The 13,209-nt window shown below is 57.3% G+C and carries 9 protein-coding genes; 6 read left to right on the forward strand and 3 right to left on the reverse strand.

Annotation, left to right across the window (positions count from 1 at the left end):
- Positions 1-149 precede the first annotated feature (149 nt).
- From VFA76_01475 to VFA76_01485, 3 genes are read right to left on the reverse strand one after another with little or no spacing between them, the layout of a single operon-like run.
- Complete coding sequence (locus VFA76_01475) at positions 150-1,580, reverse strand: sigma-54 dependent transcriptional regulator (GenBank protein ID HZR30508.1); 1,431 nt, start codon at positions 1,578-1,580, stop codon at positions 150-152.
- Positions 1,573-1,977, reverse strand: a complete 405-nt coding sequence (locus VFA76_01480) for a response regulator (GenBank protein HZR30509.1) — start codon at positions 1,975-1,977, stop codon at positions 1,573-1,575. The genes VFA76_01475 and VFA76_01480 overlap by 8 nt, the downstream gene beginning before the upstream one ends.
- Positions 1,974-5,810, reverse strand: a complete 3,837-nt coding sequence (locus VFA76_01485) for a PAS domain S-box protein (protein HZR30510.1) — start codon at positions 5,808-5,810, stop codon at positions 1,974-1,976. Before VFA76_01485 ends, VFA76_01480 begins: the two co-directional genes overlap by 4 nt.
- 336 nt (positions 5,811-6,146) lie before the next feature.
- On the opposite strand from VFA76_01485, the gene VFA76_01490 reads away from it, so the two are divergent.
- From VFA76_01490 to VFA76_01515, 6 genes are read left to right on the forward strand one after another with little or no spacing between them, the layout of a single operon-like run.
- The gene (locus VFA76_01490) at positions 6,147-6,518 is read left to right on the forward strand and encodes an energy transducer TonB (protein ID HZR30511.1); all 372 of its coding nucleotides are present in this window, start codon (positions 6,147-6,149) and stop codon (positions 6,516-6,518) included.
- A gap of 60 nt (positions 6,519-6,578) precedes the next feature.
- Positions 6,579-8,549 (forward strand): HAMP domain-containing methyl-accepting chemotaxis protein, encoded by a 1,971-nt coding sequence (locus VFA76_01495; protein ID HZR30512.1) that lies wholly within the window; start codon positions 6,579-6,581, stop codon positions 8,547-8,549.
- 11 nt (positions 8,550-8,560) lie between these two features.
- Positions 8,561-9,076, forward strand: a complete 516-nt coding sequence (locus tag VFA76_01500; protein HZR30513.1) for a chemotaxis protein CheW — start codon at positions 8,561-8,563, stop codon at positions 9,074-9,076.
- On the forward strand, positions 9,073-10,002 hold the full coding sequence (locus tag VFA76_01505) for a CheR family methyltransferase (GenBank protein HZR30514.1): 930 nt from the start codon (positions 9,073-9,075) through the stop codon (positions 10,000-10,002). The genes VFA76_01500 and VFA76_01505 overlap by 4 nt, the downstream gene beginning before the upstream one ends.
- Positions 9,999-12,080, forward strand: a complete 2,082-nt coding sequence (locus VFA76_01510; protein ID HZR30515.1) for a chemotaxis protein CheA — start codon at positions 9,999-10,001, stop codon at positions 12,078-12,080. The genes VFA76_01505 and VFA76_01510 overlap by 4 nt, the downstream gene beginning before the upstream one ends.
- A complete protein-coding gene (locus VFA76_01515) occupies positions 12,077-13,165 on the forward strand; it encodes a chemotaxis response regulator protein-glutamate methylesterase (GenBank protein ID HZR30516.1) in 1,089 nt (362 codons plus the stop codon). Before VFA76_01510 ends, VFA76_01515 begins: the two co-directional genes overlap by 4 nt.
- Positions 13,166-13,209 lie beyond the last annotated feature (44 nt).

A 13,209-nucleotide genomic window follows, 5' to 3' on the forward strand; every position in this document is an offset into this window, starting at 1 on the left:
CCGTCAGTAGCAATGCACGAGCCCGGCCAAACTGGAGGACAGCCCTCATGCTTCCAAGCTGTTGAATCTTAATAAGCTAAAGGTAAGGCGGCGAGAGCGCAGAGCGTCTCCGGTATCAAGGTGAGACGCTGTCTCAGGCGCCTGGCGAATCAATGCTCAGAAATGGACTGCGCGGCCCCGCTACTGTCCCCGTTGCCTACCGCTGCGGCTGCCGTTTTCATGCCGATGCCGTAGCGCTTCAGCTTACGGTAGAGCGTGGCCCGGCTAATACCCAACAATTGGCCGGCCATCGTCTTGTCGCCGTTGACCTGCTCAAACACACGTTGGATGGTGATGCGCTCAATATCTTCGAGATCGGTAGAAGAGACGACTGCCGGCGGGACTTCCGGAAAGCCGTCTTCCGGCACCGACAGGGAGCGGATAGCAGGGGGAAGATCGTGAAAATCAATACTCTGTTGGTCACCGAGCGCCACAGCTCTCTCTACGCAGTTCTCCAGCTCGCGGACGTTGCCCGGCCAGTCGTATTGCAGCAGAGCTTTCATGGCCGCAGGAGTCACTTTTATGGGCTGGGTGGGCGCATAGCGGCTTAGGAACCACTGGACAAGCTCAGGAATATCGGCACGCCGGTCGCGCAAACACGGCAAGTGCACGGTAACCACATTCAGCCGGAAATAGAGGTCCTTTCGGAAGGTACCGGCCCGGTAAGAGGCCTCAAGATCCCGATTGGTGGCGGCAATTATACGTACATCCACCTTGATCTTCTGATTGCTGCCGACGGGACGCACCTCTTTCTCCTGCAGCACACGTAACAACTTGGCCTGCATTTCTTGTGGAAGTTCGCCGATCTCGTCGAGAAAAATCGTGCCTCCATCGGCTGATTGAAATAGGCCCGCCTTGGAGCGCAACGCCCCGGTAAAGGCGCCTTTCTCGTAGCCGAAGAGTTCGCTCTCGATTAACGTTGGCACCAGTGAGCCGCAGTCAACCGCCACAAAGGGCTGCTTGGCCAGAGAACCTCGAAAGTGAATCGCGCGTGCAACCAGTTCTTTTCCGGTGCCGCTTTCGCCAGTAATTAATACCGGGGTGCGGGTGTCTTTAAGTCTGTCGATCAGCACCAGCACGTCCTGGATTACTTTGGAGGCGCCGACGATTCCTCCCATGGCCGTGCTTACACGCTCGCGCAACGAGCGGTTCTCCAGAACCAGCCGCACTTTTTGCGCCATGCGCTGTAGGATGAGCTTCATCTCTTCCAGCCGAAAGGGCTTGGTGATGTAGTCGTAGGCGCCAAGCTTCATTGCCTGCACGGCGTTGTCAATGGACCCATAGCCAGTGATGATCGCGACCTCAGTGCGCGGAGACTGCTTCTTCACGGTCTCCAGGAATTCGAGACCCGACATTTGTGCCATGCGCAGGTCCACCAGGATCAGATCAGGAAAATCCGTCTCCAGGCGGGACAGGGCTGTCTCGGCATTTTCGGCTTCGAAGCAAGCGAATCCCAGCGATTCCCCGATCTTCACGCAGAGCTTGCGAATGCTTTGCTCGTCATCAACGATCAGCAGGCGAATCCGAACGTCTTCAGTCATGGGCTTTTCCAATCGTTTTTTCGACAACTGCAATCAGCTGTTGAACTCGGAATGGCTTTTCGATACAAGGGGCTCCGGTCTTTTTCAGCGTGGCTGCGGTCTCTTCATTGGCTATGTCGCCGGTGATAAATACAACGCGTGCAGCAAGTTCAGGGCGGTGGCCGGAAATCCAGGCGTGCACATCGGCGCCGTCCACACCGCCCGGAGTCCGCATATCTGAAACCACTCCCAGAAAAGGTGTGCTTGCTAACAGGCGTATGGCCTCGACCCCGGAGCCGCTGGTGACCACTGGATATCCGCTGCGCTCCAGCGCCGCTTGCACGTAGGCCATGACCGAGGGCTCGTCCTCAATGACGAGTACCGGTAGCTTCCTAGGTTTTGCTGAAACATTGCTCATGTTGTAATCACTCCAGGCGCCGCTGCAATCTCTGTCCCGGGGGTTATTGGCAGCCGCACAGTGAAGGTCGCTCCTTCCCGCCCACTGTTGTTGTGGGACAATATTTCGCCCCCGTGTTCACGCACGATCCCGTAGCAGATACTCAGCCCAAGTCCAGTGCCCTTGCCTACTTCCTTGGTGGTGAAAAATGGATCGAAGATGCGCTCGGGATAAATAATTCCGTTTCCGTTATCGCGAAAGGTAATCTGGACGTGCTTGTTCTCCAATGAAGTTTCTACTTCGATGCGCGCCGGACGCCCCGTTTCACGCACTGCATCATAGGCATTATTCAAAATATTCAGAAATACCTGCTGCAACTGGTGCGAATCGCCAATTACTTCCGGCAGAGACCCGTGGAGACGCTCGATCACCTCTACGCCATGACTGGAAAAATCGTAGGAGCGGAGCTGTAACGTACGTCGCAGAATTGAATTGATTTGAAGCGACTTGCGCTGAGGCGGCATTTGCCGTGCAAAACTCAATAGGTTTTGGACAATCTGCTTGGTGCGTTGCGCCTCTTGCAGGATGACGCGCAAATCCTTCTTCACCCCGTCCGGCACCTCAGGATTTTCCATTAACAGGTCGGCGAAGCCTAGAATGGCGGTGAGCGGATTGTTGACCTCGTGCGCAACTCCGGACACCAATTGCCCAACTGCTGCCATCTTTTCGGTATGCATCAACTTGGCCTGAAGCATGGCGGCATCCGTAATGTCGGTCATCACGACCACGACGCTGGTGACCTGACCTTGTTCGTCGCGCATGGGACTCAGGTTGATGGAGAATTGCCCCACCCGGCCGTCGTAGAGCATGATGGGCAACTCCAGGTTATCTACCTGCTGTCCTGCCAAGGTGGCTTCCAGAGCGGTGGTCAGGGCACCGCGACGGGATGGCGCTACCAGTTCGGTGAGAGGTTCGCCCAGGACTTGTTGCGGGTTGTAAGTACCGCCTTCATACCAGCGGCGGTTGGCATATGTGATTTGGCCGGCGGTATCGGTAACCAGGATGATGCTTTGGGTGTTGTTGATGATCTTGGCGTTGAAATCGCGCTCGCGCTGCAGGTCGGCTTGCGAGTTCTTCAATTCGGTAATGTCTAAGATCAGGCCACGAAACTGCACGACCTTGCCCTGGCTGTCCCGCACGGCGAATGCATTTTGCAAGGTATGGATGGGGGTACCGTCCTTGCGCCGCAGAGTTTCTTCGAAATTGCGCAATTCACCGGTTTGCTCCAATCGGAAGCGAAAGGGATCGCGTTCCTGGGCCTTGAAATACAGTTCCGTAGGAATATCAATTTGCAACAGCTCATCACGGCTGTTGTAGCCAAGCATGCGAACCAGAGCGTCATTCACTTCGATAAACCGGCCGCTAGGAATGGAGAAGTACAGGCCTTCCTGAATATTGTCGAAGAGTTCGCGATACCGGCGCTCCGCCTCCCGCCGGTCCGTTATATCTTTTAGGACATGGATCGTCTGCAGGGCTTCGTTGTTGGCGCCGTGAATTCGAGAGGTTGAGACCAGGTAGGTACGGTCCAACACAGGATGGATGTATTCGTCCGTGGCCTCCATTCCCATGCGACAGAAGGGGCATGCCAGCGCTGACGATTCCGTGGTCATCGCCAGCAGGGCTCGCATATTGATACCGATCAGCTCTGAAGGCGGGGCTCCTATGAACTCCGCCAGCGAGCTGTTGACCCGCAGCACTTTGAATTGCTCGTCATGCACCACGATGTAATCTGTGATGGCGTCGAATATCTCCATCCAGTGGCGATTCGCCTGATCCATCCGCGTGAATAGGCGTGCGTTTTCCAGCGCCACGGAAGCATGTCCGGTCAGGGCTTGAAGCAGGTGTTGGTCGGCTTGGGAGAGCGGTTTTAGGCGGTCCGCGAGGCACAGCACACCAATGAGTTCGCCGTCACTTCCGTGCAGGCGCGCCACCGTAAGGTCACTCCAGCCCAGAGTGGTGGCCATTCCGTGACCAAGCAGCTCGGCAGCCTGTCCGGAGAAGATGGCCTGAGGCCGGCCAACAATTAGGTCAGTGAGCGCCAGACCGAGGCGCCTAACCACGCCTTTTTCCGGGGTGGCGCCGGCTCCGTGGGTGGCCATCACTTCCAATTGCCCACGCTGCGACAATGCCAAGGCTGCCGAAGGCGCTCCCAGCATGGCAGCGGCCCGGGCGGTGAAGTTCCGCACGAACTCAGGCAGCCGGAGTAAGGAGTTGAGCTCCAGCGCCATGCTCATGAGGTCTTCTGCCCGGTGGCGATGCTGCTCGGAAAGGTGGAGATTACGTGCCGCCTCCAGGGCCACGGCTACCTGAGCAGCCAGGGATCGGGCCCGGCGTATGTCCTCCGGCGAGATGCCCTGCTTATCAATCCGGTCGAGCACTCCGAACATGCCCAGCGCTTGTCCATCTGAGCCGAGCAAGGGCACGCTTAGAATTTGACGCACATTGAATTGGGCGGCGCTCTGCTGATCGGCTTCAGGAACCTTGCCGATGTCATCGGTCCAAAACACTTCTTTATTGGCCAGTACACTGCTGGCTACCGAGATAGGAAACGTGGCCTGCATGGGGCGGGCTACGCCATTCTCGGCCGCCCAGCGCACGGCGCAGACGTCACCTTCTACCAGGGCAATATAGGAACGTCCAAAGCCTAGAAACTCGGCCGCGCGCACGACGAACTTCTGTAGAAATTGATCAAGATTGTTGATGCTGCCAAGCTCGGACGAAATCTCCAGCAACTGATGTAATTCCTGGGCGTGAGCCGTGGAGGTGGCAAACAATTCGGCATTGGCGATGGTCAGGTTTCCGAATCCGGCAACGGCACTCAGCAGCGCGCTTTCTTCATCATTAAAGCTCTCGCCGGAGGGGCAGACCAACACAGCGCCGCTGGTCTGGGAAGTGCGTAGGGGGGCCGCGACCCATTGCCCAGCAGAAATCAAACCCATGAACCCCGCCGCTTTAGGGTCCAGCTTTATTGATACCGGTTGGTCCTCGTCCAAAGCGCGGGAGGCCAGCTGGGAGGCAAAGGCGAAGTCGTCACGCGCGTCATGAGCGCGAAGTTTCTCCACCCAGTCGAGATTTTCGGCCGCCGCCGCTCGCAGCCGGAAGCGACCCCCTTCCCGCAATAACACACATACCAGGCGGGCATGCAGCAAAGCGCGCAACCGCTCGGCCAAGGTTTGAATGACGGCAGAAACATCGGGAACGGCCTGCAGCACTTGTGCACACTGCATCAGGATTTCCGCACGGCGATGCTGCTCCCGCGAGAACTTCGTCAGGCGGCTCGCTTCCAGAAGACTGCCCAGATGACCAGCCAGAATCGTCGCTTTTGCGGCAAAATCTTCATCGAAGAAGTCGGCCCGGGAGGTATGGATGAAGACAGTAGTGCCGATCGCCTCGCCGGCGACCAGTAGCGGCGCAGCCATAATGGATTGGGCTTGGTACTGGCCCGCCAGCGGGTAGCGCGACGGATCGGGCTGGTTCACGTACAAGGTGCGTCGGCGGCGCACCGATTCAGCTGCCACCGCACTCTCGTCGGCTTTCAGAGCGGTCCCGGGAAAACCCTCGGCCATATGCCCTTCGGCCGCAACGCCCACTAACTCATCCTTCGCAAGAACCCTCCAGAAATAACTCCCGTCGACTCCAAAGAATTCCCTGGTAGAGCGAAGGAACATTTGAATGAGCGATTTAGAGTCAATTCCTTGAGTTGCGGCGGCGGCGAATTCGAGCAGAAGTTTTTGAAAAGAGTTGTTCAACCGAGGGGGAGAACCTTGAGGCGCAGTGGTATGCCCAGCTTGCATGCTCGGTCGTCAGCACCTGCAGAAACAGTCAAGCCCTGTAATTACTTATAGTTAACTCTGAAACTACTCTGGAATCTCAATTTGAGTCAAGGAAATTGCCATTCGGGGTGTCGAACTGAGTAAGGCCAGTCCGGCAATCTCACAGTGAAACAGCGCCGGACCGGTGTTAGCGCCGGGTGAGACGGGATGGTCCTCTCTGAGCGCCATTGCCCGAGGCTTGGTACCGGTTAAGCACAGCCTTTTCAATGTGATAGCGGATGTTACTGTGGTACTTCTGCTTCTTCTCTGATGGCAAAAGCCGTGCACCTGTGGGTACGAATTCCCTTAGGAGGAGTTGTGTCTGAAATCAAGGCACGGCGATGGCTGGGAATCTGTGCGCTCGCAGCCGCTGTAGTGACCACGTTCTGGCCAATGCAGGCCCTATCTCAGGGCGAGGCGCCCGCGCGGAAGGTTAAGACCCGGGTGGCCCCTGAGTACCCACAATTGGCCAAGAAGCTGAGTATCGGCGGAACCGTGAAAGTTCAGGTGATCGTCGGTCCTGAAGGCCGGGTGAGAAGCACGAAACTCGTGGGAGGACATCCGTTGCTAGTTCAATCAGCGATGGATGCGGTTCGGAAGTGGAAATTTGAGCCTGGAAGTAGCGAGATCTCAGGAGTGGTGGAAGTGAAATTCCAGCCGCAGAGCGATACCGAGAAGGGTGGCAAGTAGCAGCGCGGACAAAGGCCGACAGATCATCGTGAGGGCCAGCCGTAAGCAGGAGGAAACAAAATGACCATTGGCAGGAAACTCTACCTAAATTTCGGAGCCGTGCTTGCGATGGTGGTGGTCCTGTTCCTGGTGAACATGGTCGCTGTCCAGCGGGAGCACACCGCCAAGTCGGCAGCCGCCCAATCACTGGCGATGGCGGAAGCCACCGATGCAGTGCGCTTCCAGATGATGCAGAACCGGCTCTTTCTGGGAAACTACCTGCTTAGCGGGGATACACATGAGTTTGAAAGGATGAATGAAGGCGTGGTTCGTCTGCAGGATTTGATCCGTGATGCCAAGCTGAAGGCAAACTCGGAGCAGCAACGCGCCGCTCTCGAGCGCCTGCAGCAGCTCGAGCAAGCCTGGTTGGCTGAGTTCGCCACGCCGCTGGTGGGCAAACGGAAGGAAGTGGACGCCGGCAACATTACGGTGGCCGAGTTACAGATTTTCTACCTGCAGAAGGACGCCGCTTCCTGGATTCGCGCATCAACCGAAGCCCTGGATATAGCCGATCGCGAAAATCGAAAGGTGGTTGATGAGCGGCGGCGTTCGGATGAGACGGCCGCATACGCAACCTCGGCGGTGGCAAGCATTGGAACCATCATGGCCCTCCTTTTGGGCCTGGCAATCGCATATACCACGTCGAAGTCTATTACCGATCCGCTCACCAATCTGATCTCCGTAGCAAGACAGATCGCAAACGCGGGAGAGCTTGACCACAAGATTGAGATCCAGCGCGAAGATGAAATCGGCGCCCTGGCACAGGCCTTCAACAACATGGTCACCTATCTACGGGAAATGGCCGGAGTGTCTGAAGCCATTGCTGGTGGCGACCTCACGGTGCAGGTGAAACCCCGCTCCCCTCACGATACGTTGGGGAATGCCTTCTCGCGGATGGTGGAAGGCCTGAGAACGCTGGTGCGCTCGGTACGCGATGGCGCTTCGCAAGTGGCCAGCGGCTCGAATCAGGTCGCCGGCGCATCGGATGAATCGGCAAAGATCAGCCTGCAGGCTTCTTCCGCCATTGATGAAGTGACCAGCACCATGCACGAGATGAGCATTAACGTGCAGAACATGGTGAAGAACACGCAGGTACAGGCTTCCAGTGTGAGCGAAACTTCGGCTTCCATTGATGAAATGGTGGCCTCGATCCAGCGGGTTGCGGACACCGCCCGCGTGTTGCTCGACATTTCCAATCGCTCGCGGGAGGAAGTGCATAACGGCATCGGGACCATGGAGAAGGCCACCGACGGGCTGAACCGCATCAACCTGGCGATTCGCTCTTCAGGCGACATCATTGACGTACTCGGCCAGCGCGCCGACGACATCGGGAAAATCATTGAGGTGATTGACGACCTGGCGGAACAGACCAATCTCCTCGCGCTCAACGCTGCCATCGAAGCAGCGCGCGCTGGAGAACACGGACTGGGCTTTGCCGTGGTCGCCGACGAAGTCCGCAAGCTGGCAGAAAAGTCCGCCCAATCCACCAAAGAAATTTCCGAATTGATTCAGAGCATTCAGCGCGAGGCCAGAAAAGCTGTGGACAATATGGACCGCAGCACCACCATCGTGAATGAGGGACTGACCTTGGGCAACGAACTGAACACGGCGTTGAAGAAGATTTCCAACGTTGTCACTGAGGTTTACAAATTTTCCCAGGAGATTGGCGCCGCAACCAACGAGCAATCGCACGGATCTTCGCAGATTGCCAAGGCGACAACCCGCCTCAACGAAATCACCCACGAGATCAGCTCCTCCGTGGAAGAGCAGGCGTCGGGCGCACAGGCGGTTGTCAAAGCGATGGAGCGCATGCGCGAACTGGTGCAGCAGACGACTTCAGGCTCGACCGAACTCGCCGCATCGGCTGAGCAGATGTCGAAGATGGCGCGAGCGCTCATGGATGCCATGGACCGGTTCGTGCTCGAGAGCGCACAACAGCGTAGCCGCCAGCCTGATACACGGGCGCGCGCGGCCGTAGCGGCGAAATCCTGACCTGGTGACCCATGGAAAAGGAGCTGCACATTATCGGGTTCCAGGTCGGGCGTGAGACCTATGGTGTGCCTATCACCTCGGTCCACGAAATTGTGCGTGTTCCCGAGATCACGGCAGTGCCGGACTCCCCCGACTACATCGAAGGAGTAATAAATCTGCGCGGCAAGATCGTCTCGGTGGTTGACCTGCGCAAGCGTTTTGGAGAGCCGAGCGCCCAGCCCGGCCGCAAACATCGCATTCTAGTTACGGAAGCCAAAGGCAAGTTGGTGGGCTTGATCGTGGATTCCGCTTCCGAGGTAATCAAATTACCGGCCTCGGAAGTAGATGCAGCGCCGGCGCTGCTGCAGGAAGGCGGGCTCAACTGTGTCACCGGCGTTGGCAAGGTGAAAGGCAGGCTCATCATCCTGCTGGCGCTCGATAAACTACTGCAACTTGCGCCAAGACCGACGGCGTCGAATGACGCCACTTCCGTGACTAAGAGCGAAAAGAGCCCAGCGGCAAAGGCTCAGGCCGGGAGCGGGAAATGACCCAGCAGGTCACCGACCCTTTAAACCCAGTAGTCAATGCAGTACCACCCACAGAAGCCGAGCTGAAAATTCTGCAGATGCTGGTCTATCAGGAATGCGGCATGCACTTCGACGACCGGCGCAGCCACTTTTTGCAAGACCGTGTCCAGCGCCGTATGCGCGCCTGCCAAACGCCATCCTTTTACAGTTATTACAGGTTGCTCACCAGCAGCGACGGCAAGCGTGAATTGGCGGCATTGCTCGAGAACCTCACCATTAATGAGACCAGCTTTTTTCGCAACAAAGCGCAGTTTGAACTCTTTCACAAGGTGGTAATGGAGGAGCTACTGCAGCGTAAACAGCTGCAGCATGATTACAGCGTGCGCGTCTGGAGTGCGGGTTGTTCTACCGGACAAGAGGCGTACACCATCGCTATGCTGATGTGCGACGCGATTGGTTATTACGCTCTTCGGAATCCGCTGATACCCAGCACTGGTTCAGCTAAAAGTCTAGTGCCGCCGCCATGGAAGTTTGAAGTGTTGGCTTCAGACATCAGCTATTCCGCGCTGCGAGCAGGCCAGGAGGGAATCTACAACGAAAACCAGATGGAAGCGGTGGATTTTGCTTACCGTTTGCGTTACTTCGACAAGGTCGGTGATCGCTACGCCGTAAAAAAAGCAGTGAAGGAATTGGTTCGTTTCGACTTCCACAATCTCAAGACCGAGTTCTTGCCCCAGCATAACGATGTCATCTTCTGCCGTAATGTGATGATTTATTTCGACCAGGCGGAGCAGCAGCGGGCAGTAGAAAAATTCTATCGCTGTCTGGATCCCGGCGGTTATCTGTTCATCGGGCACGCGGAGACACTGTTTGGGATCACGGAGAAGTTCCGCATGATCCATCAGGCCAATGGCACCGCGCACCAGCGCATTGAGGTGGCCCGGTGAGCTTCTTCTCCGAGGACCGCGCCGCCGAATTGCGACAGTTGTTCTTTGAGAGTGCCCAGGAACTGCTCCAGACCCTCAACGAAGACGCGCTTAAGCTGGAGAAGAACTCTCAAGACCCTGAGTTGGCACGAGCCATCCGCCGTACCATCCATACCATCAAAGGTGACTCGGCGGCCTGTGGATTCCGCGAACTCAGTGAATTGGCGCATGAGTTGGAAGATGCGCTGGCGCCGGAGGTGACCAGCGCCGTACCCAGTCAGGTTGCGGAGCTTGTGCTGAGCGCTGCCGACGTGTTCGAGGCCATGCTCGCGGCTTACAAAGGCAAGCTGCAGCTGCCGGCGGCTGAACCGCTGCAACAGATGATTCGTGGTCTCCGGCCGTCAAAGTCACAAGCCCCTAGAGCTGCAAGCATTCCTCCTCCCGTAACTTCCTGGACGGAAGGTGAACGGCAGGCTATCGCACACTTTCTACGTGCCGGAAAGAACGTCTTTCGGGTGAGCGCCTTCATTGACCCACAATGCCCAATGCGAAGTGCCGCGCGTCAGCTTCTGCAAAATGTGCTGCAGCAGTGCGGAGAACTTCTGGCGCTCCATCCCGATGCGCTGGTTACAGATGCCACCTTGGTGGAAGCCGCGCTGGTCAGTGATAACTCTGCCGAGTGGATTGCTGCACGCTGCCGCATTCCCGCGGTGACGAGCGAAATTAAGGTTGAGACGTGGCCTGCGGTGCGTCAAATCATTGCCAAACATCAGGAGACTAATTCCACAGCGCGCACGACTGCCGCAGAGGCGGCGCCGGCAGCCCCTGGAGGAGTCCATACCCTTGAAAACAGTCTCCGCGTGGACGCGGACCGGATTGATCACGTACTTAACTTGATCGGCGAGCTGATCATCGGGAAATCCATGCTGCAGCAGACGGTGAACGATTTCAGCCGACGTTTTCCGGATGACGTTCTTCGCAACAAGTTTGCCGATGTCATGGCTTACCAGACCAGGGTGCTCAATGACCTGCAGCGTTCCGCGATGCAGGTACGTATGGTGCCGGTGGAGCAGCTCTTCCGGCGCTTCCCACGTATCGTGCGCGACCTAGGGAAACAGTGTGGTAAAGAGATCGGGCTAATGCTGAGCGGCCAGGATACGGAGCTAGACAAAAGTATTCTGGACGCAATAGCGGAACCTCTGGCCCACCTGGTGCGCAATGCCGCTGACCATGGGTTGGAGACCGCGGAAGCACGCCAAAAGGCTGGCAAAGCGGCTAAAGGAACCATTCGTCTGAATGCCTACCATCAGGGCAATCAGGTGGTGATCGAAGTCAGCGATGACGGGCGTGGCATTGACACCAAGAAAGTCCTGCGCAAAGCCATCGAGCGCGGCATTTTGACGACTGAGGAGGCAGCGAAGCTCAGCGATCAGGAAGTGGCTATGTTGATCTTCCGGCCAGGATTCAGCACTGCCGAGGAGGTCACCGAGATATCCGGACGCGGCATTGGAATGGATATCGTGCAGAACGTGATCCATCGCCTTAAAGGCACCGTCAGCATTGAATCGCAGGCGGGCGCCGGCACGAGATTTCTGCTCAAGGTCCCCTTAACGCTCGCCATCATCAAAGCTCTCCTCTTTCGTGTAGGTGGACGACTCTATGCGATTCCGCTGAATTCGGTGGTGGAGATCACACGCGCTGTAGAAGCAGACATCCATCGCGTGGACAATCACGAGGTTCTTCAGCTCCGCAAGATCGTCCTTACCATGGTCCGTCTGGGTAGGCGCACCACTTCGGACACGACCAAAATGTTCGTGATGGTGGTGACGCTGGGAGAACGGAAATACGGCCTGATCGTGGATGAGCTTGTGGGTGAGGAAGAACTCGTAATCAAGCCACTTGATCAGCAGGTGGTTTCGACCGAATTGGTGAGCGGAGCCTCGATTCTGGGAGATGGCACCGTGGTGCTCATCCTGAACCTGGCGGCAGTTGTGGAACGTTACATCCGTATACGTCCCCCAAGTCCCGGCGCTGCGTTGCCGGGTGTTCTAACGGAGCGCGCCCCAGTGCCCACGAGCGCGACGGGGGACCCGTCATGAGCCAACCAGTGAGAGTTCTGGTGGTGGACGATTCTGCCTTGATGCGCAAGCTGATTCCGCAGATTTTGCAGACCGACACCTCCATTCAGGTGGTCGGAACTGCGATGGATGGCGCTTTCGCCCTGAAAAAGATTGAGGAGCTAAAACCTCACGTCCTTACACTCGACCTGGAAATGCCGGGTATGGGTGGCATGCAGGCGCTGGGTGAGATCACCCGCAAGCACAAGTTGCCGGTCATTGTTGTGAGTTCCCATACCACTCAAGGAGCCTCGGCCACATTCAAGGCGCTGGCGCTGGGGGCTTTCGATTTTGTCGCCAAGCCGAGGGACGCGTCGGCGCATATGCAGGAAGTGGCGCGTGAATTGATCAACAAGATCAAAGTGGCAGCCGCCAGCGGCGCACCCAAGCTACCGGTCATGCCGCCGGTTGGGCCGCCAAAGGGAGAGAAGCTGCGCTCCCGCAAAAGGGATTCACCGGCAAAGGTGATCGCAGTTGGAATTTCAACGGGGGGGCCAAACGCTATCCAGTATCTGCTCTCGCAATTGCCAGCGGATTTTCCAGGGGTCATCCTGCTGGTGCAGCACATGCCCGAAGGCTTTACAGAAATGTTCGCCCGGCGACTGGATGAGTGCTCGGCGCTTGAGGTGAAAGAGGCCCAGTCAGGCGATCTGCTTGGCGCAGGCCGGGTCCTGGTATGTCCCGGTAACCGCCACATGAGAGCACGGCGGACCCCCTTGGGAGACGTGGTGGTGCTATCGGATGATCCGCGGGTGAACGGGCATCGCCCGTCAGTGGACGTGCTGTTCCGCTCGGTGGCGGAGGAATTCGGGGCCAAGGCTGTGGCCGTGCTCATGACAGGCATGGGAGACGACGGCGCCGACGCCATGAAAGCGGTTAAGGACGCCGGGGGAATGACCATTGCCCAGAGTCCCGATTCTTGCACCGTGTATGGCATGCCCCGCGCCGCTATCGAACGCGGACACGCTATCCGAGTGGTTCCCCTGGACGCTCTGGCCAACACTTTGCAGGCGCAGTGCATGTCAGGAGATGGAAGCAAAGCAGCGCACGCCAGTGCCGACTTTTAGTGAGCGGCATGGCAAGAACTTGTCTGGTAAGTGAGGGAGATTAG

It is taken from the genome of Terriglobales bacterium, assembly GCA_035651655.1.
Lineage (GTDB): Bacteria > Acidobacteriota > Terriglobia > Terriglobales > Acidobacteriaceae > DASRFG01.

Coding starts and splice junctions, on each gene's coding strand:
- VFA76_01480 (HZR30509.1), bottom strand. CDS start 1,977: ATGAGCAATGTTTCAGCAAAACCTAGGAAGCTACCGGTACTCGTCATT.
- VFA76_01505 (HZR30514.1), top strand. CDS start 9,073: ATGACCCAGCAGGTCACCGACCCTTTAAACCCAGTAGTCAATGCAGTA.
- VFA76_01515 (HZR30516.1), top strand. CDS start 12,077: ATGAGCCAACCAGTGAGAGTTCTGGTGGTGGACGATTCTGCCTTGATG.
- VFA76_01485 (HZR30510.1), bottom strand. CDS start 5,810: ATGCAAGCTGGGCATACCACTGCGCCTCAAGGTTCTCCCCCTCGGTTG.
- VFA76_01475 (HZR30508.1), bottom strand. CDS start 1,580: ATGACTGAAGACGTTCGGATTCGCCTGCTGATCGTTGATGACGAGCAA.
- VFA76_01495 (HZR30512.1), top strand. CDS start 6,579: ATGACCATTGGCAGGAAACTCTACCTAAATTTCGGAGCCGTGCTTGCG.
- VFA76_01500 (HZR30513.1), top strand. CDS start 8,561: ATGGAAAAGGAGCTGCACATTATCGGGTTCCAGGTCGGGCGTGAGACC.